At 43.7% G+C, this 15,696-nt stretch carries 12 protein-coding genes and 1 pseudogene; 8 read left to right on the top strand and 5 right to left on the bottom strand.

Features of this window, described 5'->3' with window-relative positions; translation table 11 throughout:
* Positions 1-17: 17 nt before the first annotated feature.
* Positions 18-311, top strand: a pseudogene (locus C6W44_RS04770) (IS3 family transposase); the annotation flags it as partial.
* A 218-nt stretch (positions 312-529) separates the two neighbouring features.
* Here the strand turns inward: C6W44_RS04770 and C6W44_RS04765 are convergent.
* Both C6W44_RS04765 and lnt read right to left on the bottom strand, forming a co-directional pair.
* Positions 530-1,695, bottom strand: a protein-coding gene (locus C6W44_RS04765) for an IS3 family transposase (RefSeq protein WP_105244433.1) whose coding sequence is annotated in 2 segments (ribosomal slippage) — positions 530-1,437 and positions 1,437-1,695 — 1,167 coding nt in all. Because the reading frame shifts where the segments join, the coding sequence is not laid out codon by codon here.
* A 21-nt stretch (positions 1,696-1,716) separates the two neighbouring features.
* Complete coding sequence (lnt, locus tag C6W44_RS04760; protein ID WP_105244432.1) at positions 1,717-3,300, bottom strand: apolipoprotein N-acyltransferase; 1,584 nt, start codon at positions 3,298-3,300, stop codon at positions 1,717-1,719.
* Positions 3,301-3,539: 239 nt separating this feature from the next.
* Here lnt and C6W44_RS04755 point away from each other — a divergent pair, with 239 nt between their 5' ends.
* On the top strand, positions 3,540-4,184 hold the full coding sequence (locus tag C6W44_RS04755) for a DUF411 domain-containing protein (RefSeq protein ID WP_007394850.1): 645 nt from the start codon (positions 3,540-3,542) through the stop codon (positions 4,182-4,184).
* A gap of 796 nt (positions 4,185-4,980) precedes the next feature.
* Positions 4,981-5,703, top strand: a complete 723-nt coding sequence (locus C6W44_RS04750) for a CHAP domain-containing protein (RefSeq protein ID WP_068405068.1) — start codon at positions 4,981-4,983, stop codon at positions 5,701-5,703.
* A gap of 116 nt (positions 5,704-5,819) precedes the next feature.
* On the opposite strand, the gene C6W44_RS04745 is transcribed toward C6W44_RS04750, so the two are convergent.
* From C6W44_RS04745 to cadR, 3 genes are all read right to left on the bottom strand, one after another.
* Positions 5,820-7,001 (bottom strand): cation diffusion facilitator family transporter, encoded by a 1,182-nt coding sequence (locus tag C6W44_RS04745; protein ID WP_105244431.1) that lies wholly within the window; start codon positions 6,999-7,001, stop codon positions 5,820-5,822.
* Positions 7,002-7,266: 265 nt separating this feature from the next.
* Entirely contained in the window at positions 7,267-8,019 is a 753-nt protein-coding gene (locus C6W44_RS04740; RefSeq protein WP_105244430.1) for an IS5 family transposase, read from the bottom strand.
* Positions 8,020-8,211: 192 nt separating this feature from the next.
* Positions 8,212-8,622, bottom strand: a complete 411-nt coding sequence (cadR, locus tag C6W44_RS04735) for a Cd(II)/Pb(II)-responsive transcriptional regulator (RefSeq protein WP_007394845.1) — start codon at positions 8,620-8,622, stop codon at positions 8,212-8,214.
* Between the two features lie 142 nt (positions 8,623-8,764).
* On the opposite strand from cadR, the gene C6W44_RS04730 reads away from it, so the two are divergent.
* The 5 genes from C6W44_RS04730 to ccmI all read left to right on the top strand — a co-directional run bounded on the left by C6W44_RS04730 (position 8,765) and on the right by ccmI (position 15,609).
* Positions 8,765-10,966 (top strand): heavy metal translocating P-type ATPase, encoded by a 2,202-nt coding sequence (locus C6W44_RS04730; protein WP_007394844.1) that lies wholly within the window; start codon positions 8,765-8,767, stop codon positions 10,964-10,966.
* A gap of 120 nt (positions 10,967-11,086) precedes the next feature.
* Positions 11,087-13,141 (top strand): heme lyase CcmF/NrfE family subunit, encoded by a 2,055-nt coding sequence (locus tag C6W44_RS04725; protein ID WP_105244429.1) that lies wholly within the window; start codon positions 11,087-11,089, stop codon positions 13,139-13,141.
* Complete coding sequence (locus C6W44_RS04720; RefSeq protein WP_105244428.1) at positions 13,134-13,784, top strand: DsbE family thiol:disulfide interchange protein; 651 nt, start codon at positions 13,134-13,136, stop codon at positions 13,782-13,784. The genes C6W44_RS04725 and C6W44_RS04720 overlap by 8 nt, the downstream gene beginning before the upstream one ends.
* Positions 13,781-14,332 (top strand): cytochrome c-type biogenesis protein, encoded by a 552-nt coding sequence (locus tag C6W44_RS04715; RefSeq protein WP_077448188.1) that lies wholly within the window; start codon positions 13,781-13,783, stop codon positions 14,330-14,332. Before C6W44_RS04720 ends, C6W44_RS04715 begins: the two co-directional genes overlap by 4 nt.
* Positions 14,329-15,609, top strand: a complete 1,281-nt coding sequence (gene ccmI, locus C6W44_RS04710; RefSeq protein WP_105244427.1) for a c-type cytochrome biogenesis protein CcmI — start codon at positions 14,329-14,331, stop codon at positions 15,607-15,609. Before C6W44_RS04715 ends, ccmI begins: the two co-directional genes overlap by 4 nt.
* Positions 15,610-15,696 lie beyond the last annotated feature (87 nt).

Genomic DNA, 15,696 nt, shown 5'->3' with positions numbered 1-15,696 from the left:
TTTAACTGTACGGAATTGACAGCAGGGATCAGTATTGCAGTCACGCCTACCACAAGACCATTAAGCAGCATCAATTTATAGGCTCAATGAGCGGCAAAGGCAACTGTTTCGATAACGCTCCGATAGAAAGCTTCTGGGGCACATTAAAGAATGAGCTGGTATATCACCAGGATTATAAGACTAGATTTACAGCTATCAACGATATCATTAGATACATCGAGCTGTACTACAATCAGACGAGGATTCAAAAGGGTTTGGGCTATCAATCGCCAAGACAGGTGTGGTTTGATTATTATCGTCAAGCTGCGTAATTAAAATCTCCCAAGTTTATGTATACGGATTTGACGGCAGGGGTCAATAGTTTAAAACTTTTATATTTACGTGCGTTAGAACGTTACCTAGAAAAAATAAAAAACTTACACTGATTAAATTATTATGATTAAGTTTACTATTACCCTCGTCTTCTAAGTGTGGTTAGACCTTTGATCCCTGCTGTCAATTCCGTACAGTTAAACTTGGGAGATTTTAGTTACGCAGCCTGACGATAATAATCAAACCACACCTGTCTTGGCGATTGATAGCCCAAACCCTTTTGAATCCTTGTTTGGTTGTAGTACAGCTCGATGTATCTAATGATATCGTTGATAGCTGTAAATCTAGTCTTATAATCCTGGTGATATACCAGCTCATTCTTTAAGACGCCCCAGAAGCTTTCTATTGGAGCATTGTCGAAGCAATTACCTTTAGCGCTCATTGAACCTGTAAACTGATGCTGCTTAACGATCTTGTGGTAGGCATGGCTGCAATACTGGCTGCCTCTGTCAGAGTGAACGATTAGCCCTTTGCTGGGTCGTTTATTTTTAATTGCCATATTGAGTGCACGGCATACTAAGTCAGCAGTCATGCGTTTGTTGATCGCATAACCAACAAGCTCTTTGGTGTATAAATCTTTAACGCCTGCCAAGTACAGCCAGCCCTCAGCAGTCCAGATATAAGTAATATCGCTTACCCATACTTCATTAGGACGGTTTGCATCAAACTTCTGATCCAGCACGTTTGGATAAACCAGCTTGTTATGATCGGAGTCAGTGGTGACTTTAAAGCGCTTGTGAAGACGGCATTTAATGCCGTATTCTTCTTTGATGCTCCTAACCATATATTGGCTGATATCGTACCCTTGCGCTCTTAGGTGGGCATGCAGTCGATCTACGCCATAGCACTGCTTGGTCTGAGTATGAGCGACTTTAACCAGTAGTTCACACTGATTGCGATGTATCTGTTGGTCGCTGAGATTACGACCCAGCCAGTCGTAGTAACTTGAATGCTTAACACTTAGCACGCGGCACATAGTGGTGATGCGAAAAAGGTGCTGGTTATCTTTGATGAAGGCGTACCTGACTAGCTGTGCCTTGCAAAGTACGCCGTCGCCTTTTTTAGAATTTCGCGCTCCTCTTCAGCTACTTTAAGCTGCCGCTTGAGCTGCTTTATTTCTTGAAGAGCACTCATAAGATCAGGATCATATTGCTCTGTGCCAATAAGCTTGCCTTGATTGGCTTTGTTCTGCCAGTTCGATAACGTTTGCATCGCTATGCCAAGTTGCTTGGCTGTGGCTGAAACATTACCGTTATTGTCTGCTATCTTCTTAACGGCTTCTGCTTTAAATTCGTCACTGTAGGTTCTTACTTTCTTGGTCATGGTAAACTCCAGTTAATACGCTTAGTTTACCAAGTTTAGTTGTACGGTTTCTTCAGCATAGCTCACTTTGCCAAAATAGCTTAGTAGTAATAACAAGGTTATTATTATCAAGATAGGATAATTTCCCATAAGCATAAAGGGCGTGTTACCAACCCGTGCCTGTATCTCACCACGTAGTACAGTACGCTCAAACTGCGGTGCGCGTTTTACAATACGACCTTTATGGTTAATGATAGCGGTAACACCAGTATTGGTCGCTCGAATAAACCAGCGCCCGTTCTCAAGCGCGCGCATTTGTACCATTTGCAAATGTTGCAATGGTCCTGCTGAAGTGCCAAACCAGGCATCGTTAGAGACGGTCAACAAAAATTCAGTATCGATGGCATTTTTACGCGTGGTATCTGGATAAGCTACCTCATAACAGATAGCCGTCCCTATATTGTGTCCACGCACCTTTAGAGGTGACTGCTGATCACTACCACGACTATAGCTCTTAATATCCTGACTACCGGCCAAACTTGGGAAAATATCGAGCACGCCTTCAAATGGAATATACTCTCCAAAAGGCACTAGACGCTGCTTCTTGTATAGGCCTTCCGCTTCTACACCTCGAGCAATCACGCTATTGTAAAATGGGGGATACTTATCCGTACTGGCATTGAATGCCGCTTTATCCTTATAAGGGATACCAGTTATCCATGTCGTATTGGTCGCATTAGCCATTTCTATCATTTCACTAATAAAGCCCGCAGCCTCATCCTGAAACATAGGAATAGATGATTCAGGCCACACCACAACATCACGTCCCCACTCAGTGCGTGTTAACTTCGCATAAATCTTTAGCGTTTCTACTTGATACTTAGTCAGCCACTTTATATCTTGTGAAATATTACCTTGAATCAATGACACTGACAGATCAGGTGTGCCCTTAGGTTTTGTCCATTGCGGATTGACCAGCCATAATGATGTGCTAATGGCTAATAACAGTACAGAAACGATGGCATAACTACTGCGCCGAAGCAGTAGCTCTACTAAACTTGCAGCCAATAGTATGGCAACAAAAGAGACGGAAAAAACACCAGCAACGGGTGCTAAGGACGATAACCAATACTCTTCAGTAAATGCATAACCAACAAACAGCCACGGAAAGCCTGTGAATAACCAAGTTTTTAACCATTCTTGTAGCACCCAAAGAGCAGCAAATGAAAAGGGTTGTTTGCCTACCATACGGTTAAAGACTAGTGCTAACAATCCATGAAATAGTCCCATACCGAGACCCATCAATGCAATCATAATCAATGCGAGCCACGTTGGTGTATCGCTATAATCATGGATAGCAGTATAGAGCCAAAAGCCGCCGACGCACCATAGCCCCATACCGTAAGCTTCACCGATAATAAAAGCGCGACGACCACTCATACTTGTCACCAACAGCGCATATAAAATCGCTGGTGATACTATTGCTAGCGGCCAAAACCCATAAGGCGCTAGCGAAAATAAAAAAATAGCTCCTGCAAGCCATGCTGCTACTAGCGTAAGCGATAGCGGTAATTGATTTAAGTGAGTACTCAAACGCTTTTGTAGATTAATAGTAGACAGGCGCATCGCAAATTATCCAAAATTATGAGCCTTGAATTTTTAATCAAAATCCAAAACTTAGATAGAGCCGTTAATACTACAGGCAGTATTTTAAAATAAAAACTGCTTATGATACCAGCCTGCACTGCTCAATGGATGAATTTACGTACTCCGTTTAATGGGTTATTATGCTACATTACCAAACGATATGAAGTGTTACTTGATCTTCTATAGCTCACAATATCTACAGTACATGAGAAAGCACTATGCCCCCCTTAAAAATAAAATCCAGTCTTATATGCAATCGTTATCTGTCTAAGGGGTTGCGTAGTACGTTATTATTACTGGCTGCCTCATCACTATTTGCTTGTAGCCAACCGAGTAGTGGCGTATCTGATGCAAGCACAACATCGGCATCAACTGAAGATGTTTTGGCTGTTCCAAAGACAGCTGAACCAAACGTTATAAATAATTCTATGATGACATCAGTAAGTAAACCAGACTTACTAAAAAACGTATCAGCCACTGTCTATAAAGATGCCAATTGCGGCTGCTGTAAAGAATGGATAAGTCATGCAGAAGATAATGGTCTAAGTGCAACCGCGCAAGATGTTGCGGACTTAGCCGTATTTAAAGAGCGCTACAGCGTTCCAAATGAAATGCGTTCTTGCCATACTGTAGTCACTACGGATGGTTACGTCTTTGAAGGTCATGTACCCGCTAAATATATGGCGCAGTTTTTAGAAAATCCGCCAGTACAAGCTATGGGTCTTGCCGTACCTGGCATGCCTATTGGTAGCCCAGGTATGGAGTATCAAAATAAATTCATGCCCTATCAGGTTATGCAGCTCAATAAAGACGGGACAACCCAAGTTTATGCTGATATTGAATCGGTAGAGCAGCAATTATAGTGTGTTAGCAGTTAAGAATACTTTGATTATAGTGTTAGCGTTAAAAGTAAATGAGGTAGGTATAAGACTGTTCTATTGCTTATAAAATGATTCTTCATCAAAAAATTCATTAGCTATTGCGACTTTAAAATTAAAAATAACTTTGAATTTGTAACTTTTGATGACAATGTAAGCGAATTTATCGGTTATTAACCCTTAAAATAGATAAATGACTAAGGGTTAATACAAGAATATACAGGATGTATCGAAACAATTACGTAATATTACATAAGCTAGTAGGGAATTAGCATCTATATTAATATTATAAATTATTATATTATCTTAATAATTAGTTAGACCCTATATAGGGTAATTACTTCATCCAATAGAAAAACGTCTGAGGGTTAAATCTAAATTATAGATTTAACCCTCAGACGTTTTTTTGCTTATAAAACAGTAGAAATTGTGGTCAATCTAGTCAGCTATATTCTGTACATGTTACACAAACTTACATTGTAAAATGTGGGATATTAGCAATTTTTTCGACATCAAAAAAGTATTTTTGGGGTTTTTAAGGGGAATGACAGGCTAAACAACCTATGCTAAAGTCGGCTTTGTGTTTTGGTCAGCAGCTTGATTTGTAACAGCTTCGTAAGACTTCAATGAGCTGTGATCGCCAATAATCATTTTTTATATGAATAATATGCAGCAGAAGTATCAGTCACTATGACATATATATACTTGAGTTATTGAGATTTAATTGACTGCGCTGTTGTTGATAACAGACGATTTTGAATTAACCGTAGGTATTAGATTTATGAAACAGGCTTTATTGATTTTGTCAGTACTGGGTATGGGCATAGCACAAACGAGTGGTGCTGCTATCACAATCTCTCAAACAAATAATACCATCACCAATACTTCTGTGGCATCAAACTACGGTTCATCAAAAAACATCTATAGCACCAAAAGTGGTGCTTATGTTTCTAATAATGATGAAATTAGTCAAGCAATTAGCAACCTAAGTGCGCAGGCCAAGCAAAAAGAGAATCAGCTTTCATCATTAAACAGCCGCTTATACGCTGAAAAACAACAGCAGCAAGTCAATAAGGTTCCTGACAGCAATTCAGCCCCCGCTATCGCTGCTGCTCGCGCCTCAAAAGTGGCTTTATCTGGCAGCTCTGGATATTGTGCCCGTTACGTACGTAAAGCACTACAATCAGCTGGTTATGAGTTCACTCCAAATCCTTCAGCCTATCAGTACGCTACTCGTGGCACACTTGAGAAAGCAGGTTTCAGCAAAATCAGCAATGATATGCCAACCCAAGTAGGTGATGTTATTGTCTATGATCGCTCATCAAAGCGTCCACATGGCCATATTCAAATTTTCGATGGTACAAATTGGATTTCTGACTTCCGTCAGAACAGCATCAGCCCATACAGTGGTGTCTATGCTTATACGACATGGCGCGATTCAAAATACGTGGATGACGCATCCGCATCAGATCGTAATATCTACCTTGCTATGAATGATAAATAAGACTTTCTAAGTCAGCACAACATAGTTGTTATTTCCTCCAACCCAGTAGGGCGTGTTGAACATTCACAAATAGTCTCTGTCAGTGCCATGGTTGAAGGTTCAACACGCCCTAGTGACTAGTGACTGTGCCCGATATGGTTATTCGCAGAGCTTTGCTGCTCTGATATGTCGCAGACCAATGCATCGCTATGGGCGCTGGTCTGCGGGTGTGACAAGCTTTCAACCTGAATGGTGGCGTGATGAATACCAAGCGCAAGCAACCCTTGCTCAAGATTGGCAATCAATACGCTGGCATCCGAGATTCTCATATCCCCATCGACCATCACATGGCAAGATAGCGCATTTAGCCCGCTGGTGATGCTCCAAATATGCAGGTCGTGGACTTGTTTTACTTGTGGATGGGCAAGCAGTTTGTCCTCGACATCCACCAGCGATATGCCTTCTGGCGTGCCCTCCATCAAGATATGTACCGAATCACGTACAACGCGGTAACCACTCACTAAGATAAGTATGGCGACGATCACCGACGCTGCGGCATCGGCCCAAACCCAGCCAAACCCCATCATCAGTAAAGCGGCGACAATAGCGGCCACTGAGCCCATCAAATCACTTAATACATGCAAGTAAGCGCTTTGCATATTGAGGTTGACAGGCTCTTTGGAGTCATCGCTTTTATTTGCTTTTTCTTTATTTACTTTGTCTGCATTTGCTCCATGGCTATGGGTGTGCCCATCGCTGCCGCTACTACCACGATGCATCAGCCAAGCGACCAAGATATTGACCAACATACCGACCGTTGCCACAATCAGCATGCCTTGCGTCGCAATCTCTGGCGGTGAGTTAAAACGTTTGATCGCTTCATAAAAAATCATCAAGGCGATAATTACTAGCGTTGCACCATTGACGGTGGCCACGATAATCTCAAAGCGTTTATAGCCAAAGGTCTTTTGATGGGTGGCGGCTTTTTCGCCGATTTTAAATGCCATCAACGTCGCACCAAGGGCGATGGCGTCGCTGAGCATGTGTCCTGCATCAGAGAGTAACGCCAAGCTGCCTGTCAGTAAGCCACCAATCGCCTCGATAAACATATAGCCTGTGATGATCACAAAGCTAATCAGTAACGTACGCTGATAGCCTTTGGTATCTCTTGGTGCGGTGTTTTGCTCTAGGTGAGTGTCATGATCATGAGCGTCTTGATTGCCAGCAGTATAGTTACTATCGTTGTTTTTATAGACATCAATAGGCTCACTTGGAGGCAAATGCTTATTTTGCTTATGACTGGCATCTTCTTGACTCATAACGTTACTCAAATTTATTAAGACTTATGGTAAATAACTTCAAGGATTAATGATAAATCTAACATAGTCGAGTATTAGAAGCTGTAACGACGAGGTAAAAATGCAGCCAGTAAGCTATAGTCGATTCACTGCAAAAATGACATCGTGCTACTGGTATAAATTTTCCTTGCATGCTGTTATTACAGAGGCTGCGCAACATTCATTCCAGTAGCACTCTTCAATTTATCACCATGTTATTTTGAACTGACTAGGGCGTGTTGAACATTCATAATTTGAGCCAGATATAAGCACAAGCAAGAGCGACCGTATTTTCATAACTTTGCTTGAGCTTATCAAACCTGGTGGCAACCGCCCTATACTGTTTTAGTTTGGCGAAAGCATTTTCTACTAGATGCCTCGCTTTATATAAGTCCCAGTCCATATGGTCGTTAGAAGACTGAGTATTTCGTTTTCGAGGGATGTTATCCCGTGTCCCTGCTTGTTCAATATGCGCTCGTAGTGCATCAGAATCATAGCCTTTATCGGCACATAAAACCTCTGTGTTGCTCAAATTAACTTTGTCTACTAAGTCAGGTACGACTTTAACGTCGTGGGTCGTGCCATCTGACAAGATAAAGGTAATCGGATTGCCATGCGCATCTACTGCCAAGTGAATCTTGGTCGCGCGTCCTGCCACACTTTTACTAATGGATTGTAGGTTCTCATTGCCACCACTGCTGTGCTGATGCGCTTTAATATGAGTACCATCAATGAAGACCCACTCAAGGTCTGCGTCTTTGATCAGTAACGTAAATAATGCAATCAGCTTATTACTGCGAGACCAGCGCTGGTAAGCTTTATAGATGGTATTGGGCTTGCCAAAATACTCGGGTAAGTCGCGCCAAGGACAGCCAACACGCATGCGATAAAGCACGCCTTCAACCGTTTGTCTAAGATTTCCTTTGTCATAGATATTAAGTTCTAGTAATATAGGTTTCAGTCTTGTCCAGTGTTCATCTTTGAGCATAGTGCGAGGCATAGCGAACGATATCTTTTTTGTGTGAGAACTTAAAGATTAACCGTTCGCTATTTTTTTTGCCATTAATTTATACCCAATGTTCAACACGCCCTAGTGATCTTAATATCATTGCTGGGTTTTTTTGTGCTTAACATCAGGGCGTATTTAACCTTTCATGATTTGATCCGTCAGAAATGAACACTACTGATATCATTACTCATGACAGGAGTTATCGACAAGCGCGTTTAAAATGCCACATGATGACGCTGGTGCACTACTTGCACATTTCTGGCGCAAAACGGTCAAGTGATGCTTTAAGTGCATCAGTTCTTCCATTCGTATTTCCACAGCATGAATGTGCTCATCTAGCAAGTTATTCACATCGCCGCAGTCCTTGTCAGGCGACTCCCAGTATTCAAGTAAGATTCGCACATCATCTAAAGCCATATCGAGCGTACGGCAATGTAGGATAAATTGTAGACGCTCAATGTGCTCTTCATTATATAAACGATAATTCCCTTCGCTACGAAAAGGCTCGGGTAATAAACGCTCTTTTTCATAATAGCGAATGGTTTCTACTGTGGCACCTGTGCGTTTAGCGAGCTCACCAATTTTGATTGTCATAACAACCTCTATGATTTAAATAATTAAAGTGGCTGTAAAGACTAGCGCTAGAGAAATTAAAATTACGAAACTGTAGATAAATAACCTTGACTCTAAAGCCACTATAGGGTTCATAATATCATTATTCAAAGGGTAGATTATTATGAAATATCATATTGAAGGTATGGACTGTGCCAGTTGCATCGGCAAGATTGAAACAGCTTTGAAACGTATGCCTGGGGTTTCTGATGTTCAGCTGAATTTCGCTACAGAAACGCTAGAGCTAAATTTAGCCCCTGGTGCGCCGACTCAGGCTAGTGATATCGAAAAAACAATCAAAAGCCTAGGGTTCGGCATCTCTGCCAATACTGGTCAACAAACTGTATCGGCTATTGATATTGACAGCGACAATCAGATGGCTCCGCAGGATAAGCAATGGTGGCAAACTCAAAAAGGCAAACAGGTTGTTGGCCTCGGTATTTTGATGGGCAGCGGTTATGCACTGTCACTACTGTTGCCCGCTTATGGGATATGGGTGTTTGCCATCGCTGTGATTGTAGGCGTTTTTCCATTTGCGCGCAAAGCCTTAGCACTGGCTAAAACAGGTTCATTCTTTTCAATTGAAACGCTGATGTCCGTCGCCGTGCTTGGCGCACTTATCATTGGTGAAGCTGAAGAGGCCGCAGCGGTTGTCTTTTTGTTCTCAATCGGTGAACTGTTTGAGAGTATCGCTGCTGATCGCGCTCGCGCTGGCATCAGAGCCTTATCATCGCTGGTTCCGAAAAGTGCAATTTTACTTGATGCTCAAGGTGGGCAGCGTAACGTTCCAGCGACTTCATTACAAGTGAATGACCTTGTGCTGGTGCGTCCTGGAGATAGGGTATCTGCTGATGGTTCCATTGTTCAAGGTGCGTCCAGCCTTGATGATTCGCCCGTGACGGGAGAGTCTGTTCCTGTTGCCAAGACGATGGGTGACAATGTATTTGCAGGGTCAATTAACATCGATGGTGTGCTCCAAGTGCGCGTAGAAAAGACAGCCGCCGATAACACCATTTCGCGCATTATTGAGCTGGTAGAGCAAGCCCAAGCCTCCAAAGCACCCACTGCCCGTTTTATTGAGAAATTCAGTCGCTATTACACACCGGCAGTGATGGCTATTGCCGCACTAATTATTATCATTCCACCGTTAGCCATGGGTGGAGATTGGTCGACTTGGTTGTATCGCGGTCTAGCACTGTTGCTGATTGCCTGTCCCTGTGCTCTTGTACTATCAACACCCGCTGCCATCGCCTCTGGTCTTGCTGTTGGTGCGCGCCGTGGCTTGCTGATCAAAGGCGGTAGTGCTTTAGAAACTATCGGCCAAGTGAAGACGGTCGCTTTTGACAAGACAGGCACTTTAACTGAAGGCAAACCACGCGTGACCGATGTTGTTGCCTTTACACAAGAGGACTCAAGTATTCAAGGTCAGAATTCTCAAGGTCAAGATGAGATATTGGCACTTTTTGCCAGTGTGGAGACTGGTTCTAGTCACCCGCTTGCTGAAGCCATTGTTAGTCATGCTGAAGCTGCTAAAGTGTTCATACCTGTGGCCTTCAATGCTTCTGCAACTGCCGGTAAAGCGGTACACGCAACTGTCGCGGAGCGCGCGCTAGCTATCGGTTCGCCTGTTTACGCAGCCGATGAGGCATTGATTTCATCCACACAACAGGCGCAAATTGAGGCGCTGCAAAATGAGGGTAAGACCGTCTCTGTTCTTTTCGATGAGCAAAACCGTGAAGTGCTTGGATTAATCGCGCTAAGAGACGAATTACGAGACGACGCTCATGAAGGTGTGGCTCAGCTCAAAGCGATGGGTGTGCGCTCCGTCATGCTAACAGGCGACAACCGCTTAACCGCTCAAGCACTTGCCAGTAATTTAGACGTGGAATGGGAAGCTGAGCTGTTGCCTGAGGACAAACTGCGCCTGCTTAACGAGATGAAGAACAACCGCAAAATAGCGATGGTTGGTGATGGTATTAACGATGCGCCAGCGCTAGCAACTGCCGATGTTGGCATCGCGATGGGTGGTGGTACCGATGTGGCCATTGAGACGGCCGATATCGCATTATTAAAAAGTCGTGTTACGGACATGGCTCATCTCATCGCACTTTCACGTGCCACCATGCGCAACATTCATCAGAACGTCATTTTCGCTTTAGGTCTCAAAGGCGTCTTTCTGATCACGACCATATTCGGCATTACTGGACTATGGATTGCGGTTCTAGCTGATGCTGGAGCAACAGTGATCGTTACTCTTAATGCGTTACGTTTACTGCGCTTTAAAGGCGCGCCTCCACTGGTAAATCCGCCTAAAGTAGTTAAATAAAACCCTTCGAAATCAATTAAAAACTAGAGATAGCAGCAGATTTCGGGGTGGGTTCTAATAATAAAAATTCCACCGCCACAGTAAACTGCAACCGCATTAGAGTAAATAAGGTTAGACCGTATGTTGATTACAGAATTGGGCTATTTTGCCTTGCTTACCGCTTTTGTACTGGCGTTATTGCAGGTAATTCTGCCAACTATTGGTGTTATTCGTAACCAAGTTGCTTGGCAACGACTAGCCCCTAGCCTAGCTTGGGCACAGTTTGCCGCCATGATAACGTCATTTGGCGCTTTGATAGCAGGTTTTTATTATAATGATTTTAGCCTCAGTTACGTCGCGCAGCATTCTAATACGCTGTTGCCTTGGTACTATAAGTTATCGGCGACATGGGGCGGACACGAGGGCTCTTTGCTGCTATGGATGACCATCATGGCCACATGGTGTGCACTGGTATCATACTTTAGTCGCGGCTTGCCGTTATCAATGCGTGCGCGGGTATTAGTTATTTTGGCCGGTGTACAGTTAATGATGCTAACGATGCTGATATTTACCTCGTCACCGTTTGAGCGTACCTTACCCAATCTAGCGGTCGATGGCGCTGATTTAAATCCTGTCCTACAAGATTTCGGTCTGATTATTCATCCGCCCATGTTATATATGGGCTATGTGGGTATGGTAGTACCTTTTGCATTTTGTATGGCGGCATTGTGGGAAGGGCGTTTAGATGCTGCTTGGACACGCTGGTCACGTCCATGGGCGCTCGCGGCTTGGGGATTTTTGACCATTGGTATTGCACTGGGCTCGTGGTGGGCCTACTACGAGCTTGGCTGGGGCGGTTGGTGGTTTTGGGATCCGGTAGAGAATGCCTCGTTTATGCCTTGGCTTGTCGGCTTAGCATTGCTGCATTCATTAGCAGTCACTGAAAAGCGCGGGGTGTTTAAAGCATGGACCATCATGCTGGCTATTTTCGCCTTTGCCTTAAGCTTGCTTGGCACGTTCCTGGTACGCTCTGGAGTCCTTACCTCAGTGCATTCGTTTGCCGCTGATCCGACGCGTGGTTTGGTTATCTTAGCTATTCTTGGCATTATCATCGGTAGTGGTCTATTAATGTTTGCCGTTCGAGGTTGGCGTTTAACCGTTGAAAGTCAATATCAGCTGATTTCACGTGAGTCCTTTTTAGTGATCAACAACGCCATCATTTTGATTGCAACCTTAGTGGTGCTGCTCGGCACCCTTTACCCTATTATCGCTGATGCTTTTGGTTTAGGACAAGTGTCCGTTGGCCCTCCTTATTTTAATGCATTATTTGTACCTTTAACGTGGCTGTTATTAATAGCTATGGGTATGGGCTCAAATATTCGCTGGAAAAAAGACACCCGTCCACTACTGGGTATAGGCATGGTCATCGCCGTTAGTAGCTTAGTATTAGCCGCCATTATTACTTACTTTGTTAATCCATCGTCTATGCTTAATATTGGTGTGACTTTAGCCGTTAGCTTTTGGGCACTGCTATGGATGGCAGTTGATTTTAAAGATAAAACTAAGAATGCGCCTAATCTTTTTAACGGTTTGCGGCAGTTGCGTCTGAGCTATTGGGGTCAACAGACTGCTCATATTGGCGTATTGGTTGCTGTCATTGGCATAGCCTTTACTAGTAGCCTGAGTATTGAGCGTGACGTAGCAATGGGTATTGGCGATACAGTCAATGTTCAAGGTTACGATTTTGAAGTAACTGAATTTTTTGAAATAAAGGGTAGTAACTTTGATGCAACGCAAGCGCAAGTGGTGGTATCCAAAGACGGTCGTGAAGTGGCGAAACTGACTCCAGAAAAGCGTACTTATATTATCAGCACGATGCCAACAACTGAAGCTGCTATTGACCCCAGTCTTATGCGCGATGTTTATGTCGCACTGGGCGAACCTATTGCCGATGGTAGTAACCAATGGGCATTAAGGATTTATGTAAAACCATTAATTCGTTGGATATGGCTCGGCGCTATTATTATGGCATTGGGTGGTCTGCTGAGTATGCTTGATAGGCGCTATCGTCTCAAAACATCCAAGACCCCTGCACAAATTGCAGCGAGTAAGTCAGGCTTTACGACGGTTACTGATTTAGATGTTAAAAGCACTACTAATAACACGACACTAATAGGGGAGAAGCAAAATGACTAAGTCTAATCATTTTTCCGAGCAACCCCCTGAAACAAAAGGTAATCGAACAATGAAAAAAAGCCAATTTAGAATATGGTTTTTGATCCCGCTGATCATCTTTGCTGCTGTTATGGTTATGCTTTATTTTCGTTTGGGGCAGCCGACTGAAATCGTAACCAATACCGCGCTTGAACGCCCAGTACCAGCGTTTGAGCTGCCATTGTTGTCCGATACCAGTCGGATCATGACCAATGACAACTTACCTGATGAGCCCTTTTTGATGAATATTTGGGGCTCTTGGTGCCCAACTTGCGTTATTGAGCATCCTTTTTTGATGCAACTAGAAGAGCGTGGTGTCAATCTGGTTGGCGTGAATTATAAAGACGATATCGGTGATGCGCTCAGCTATCTCAACCGAGGCGGTGATCCCTTTTCGATGTCTATTCAGGATTTGTCCGGCCAGTTTGCCTTGGACTTAGGGTTGACGGGTGCGCCTGAGACTTTCACTGTCGATGGTGAAGGCGTTATTCGCCAGCACATTGTTGGTGAGATTAACGAGAGTAACTGGCAAGATCGTATTGAGCCTTGCTTAACGGTACTCAATGATGCCAATGATAATAACGTCAGTCCAGATGCGATTCAGGTTGAAGAGGTGTGCAAATGATAGCCCTTTCAATAAAGGCCGTTACGATAAAAGTAGCGAGCTTAATACTTGCCTGTCTCCTAAGTGTGACCAGCTATGCGGCGATTGACGTCTATGATTTTGATTCTGTCCAACAAGAAGCACAATACCGAGGATTGATCGAAGAGTTTCGTTGCCCGAAATGCCAAAACCAAAACTTGGCAGGTTCTGATGCGCCGATTGCCCAAGACTTAAAGCAAAAAGTCTATGATTTGATTAAAGACAGACGTAGTGATGCGGAAATCCGGGATTATATGCAGGATCGTTATGGCGACTTTATCAGCTACAAGCCGCCTATGCGACCATCGACATGGATCCTATGGTTTTTTCCACCATTATTATTGCTCGTCTTAATTGTTGGTTGGTTTTGGCAAAGTAAACGCCGCCAAGTTGTCGCCCGTGGCCAAAACGGCGTTACAGTGAACAGTACTGCTGCCTTGACCTCTGCGGAAAAGGCTGAGCTTGATCGTCTATTATCGCAAGCTGAGAATGTCGACCACGATATTACTAGCATAGAGGACAAAAAATGACTCTATTTTCTACTTTTGGCTTATTTGTAGCTCTAAGCTTGCTGATTGCTCTTATATTTGCGCTAATTGCTATTATGCCATGGCTACGAGCACCGCGTTTGCAGTCCAAACCAATAGACAATCAACTGCTAGATATTAATGTTGCAGTATTTCGCGAACGTTTAGCTGAGCTACAAACAGATAAAGACAGCGGTACTATTAATAATAGCCATTATCAAAATCAAAAGCTGGAACTGGAGCGTCAGCTATTGGATGCCCAGCGTGAAGTCACGCCGATGGTCACCCCTGGTATCAAAAGCCGCTTGATCCTCATGGTTTGGGTGCCTGTATTGGCTGCGCTGGCGTATCTGATGGTGGGTGACCGAACGCCTGTGTTTGATCTGTGGACAAGCGAGGACAAAGTAGGACAAGTGGCTGATGACCTATTGACGGCTAAGATTGATAAGCCACCTGTATGGGCAATCGAAAACGGCCAGCAGCTTATCAGCGCGATGCAGACCAACGTTTATCGTCATGCCGATGATCCTGATCGCTGGATGCGTTTGTCAGAGCTGTTTTTATCGCTTGAAGCTACCGACTCAGCGATTGAAGCTTTGTCACGCGCTTACCGTCTGTCACCAGACAATGAAGAGATTGCGACCACTTATGCGCAGATTAGCTTTTTTGCCAATAAAGGTCAGCTTGATGCCAGTAGCCGCCGTGTATTACAAGATGTCCTTGCCAAAAATCCACAGCATGAAGGTGCGCAGATGCTAATGGCAATGGGTGAGGCACGTGGTAGTAACTTTGCCCAAGCGCAAGGTTGGATTAAACGCTTACAAGGCAGCATTGTGGCCAAACCAGGTGATCATACTAAAGCTTTAGCAAGCTTAGATGAGTTAAGCAACTACGTTAGCACGCAAGAAAAGCAAGCGCTAGAAGGTATTGACGTGACAGTGAAAATTAACGCTAATTTATTACCGTTAGTGAAAGCTGATGATGTGTTGTTTGTAGCGATACGTGATGTGAAAGGGGGCCCTCCGTTTGCCGCCAAACGTTTACCCATTAGTATTATCAAGCAAGGTGAGGCTAGTATCCGCTTAAGCAATCTTGATGCGATGATGCCAGATCGCACGTTAAATTCAGCTCGTAGTGACAAAACTCAGTTAGCAGTCGTTGCTCGTATTAGTCATAGCGGTAATGCCATAGCAGAATCAGGCGACTTATCGGGTAATCCTATAATGATTAGCGTTGAACAGACTCAGGTTAATGTTGAAATCAATCAACAGATTCCCTAATAAAAAATTATTACCGTAAGTTTCATAATACCAGAGCGGTAAGTGGAGCCGTTTATGAAAGTGGCGCGATTAATAATCGTATACCAA

This window comes from Psychrobacter sp. Marseille-P5312, from assembly GCF_900291405.1.
Classification (GTDB): domain Bacteria; phylum Pseudomonadota; class Gammaproteobacteria; order Pseudomonadales; family Moraxellaceae; genus Psychrobacter; species Psychrobacter celer.
The sequence above is the reverse complement of the archived record's forward strand: the minus strand, read 5'-3'. Positions and strand labels throughout refer to the sequence as shown.

Bases quoted from the DNA above. Each gene is read 5' to 3' on its own strand.
- lnt (WP_105244432.1), bottom strand. From the start codon at position 3,300: ATGCGCCTGTCTACTATTAATCTACAAAAGCGTTTGAGTACTCACTTA.
- C6W44_RS04755 (WP_007394850.1), top strand. From the start codon at position 3,540: ATGCCCCCCTTAAAAATAAAATCCAGTCTTATATGCAATCGTTATCTG.
- C6W44_RS04750 (WP_068405068.1), top strand. From the start codon at position 4,981: ATGAAACAGGCTTTATTGATTTTGTCAGTACTGGGTATGGGCATAGCA.
- C6W44_RS04745 (WP_105244431.1), bottom strand. From the start codon at position 7,001: ATGAGTCAAGAAGATGCCAGTCATAAGCAAAATAAGCATTTGCCTCCA.
- C6W44_RS04740 (WP_105244430.1), bottom strand. From the start codon at position 8,019: ATGCCTCGCACTATGCTCAAAGATGAACACTGGACAAGACTGAAACCT.
- cadR (WP_007394845.1), bottom strand. From the start codon at position 8,622: ATGACAATCAAAATTGGTGAGCTCGCTAAACGCACAGGTGCCACAGTA.
- C6W44_RS04730 (WP_007394844.1), top strand. From the start codon at position 8,765: ATGAAATATCATATTGAAGGTATGGACTGTGCCAGTTGCATCGGCAAG.
- C6W44_RS04725 (WP_105244429.1), top strand. From the start codon at position 11,087: ATGTTGATTACAGAATTGGGCTATTTTGCCTTGCTTACCGCTTTTGTA.
- C6W44_RS04720 (WP_105244428.1), top strand. From the start codon at position 13,134: ATGACTAAGTCTAATCATTTTTCCGAGCAACCCCCTGAAACAAAAGGT.
- C6W44_RS04715 (WP_077448188.1), top strand. From the start codon at position 13,781: ATGATAGCCCTTTCAATAAAGGCCGTTACGATAAAAGTAGCGAGCTTA.
- ccmI (WP_105244427.1), top strand. From the start codon at position 14,329: ATGACTCTATTTTCTACTTTTGGCTTATTTGTAGCTCTAAGCTTGCTG.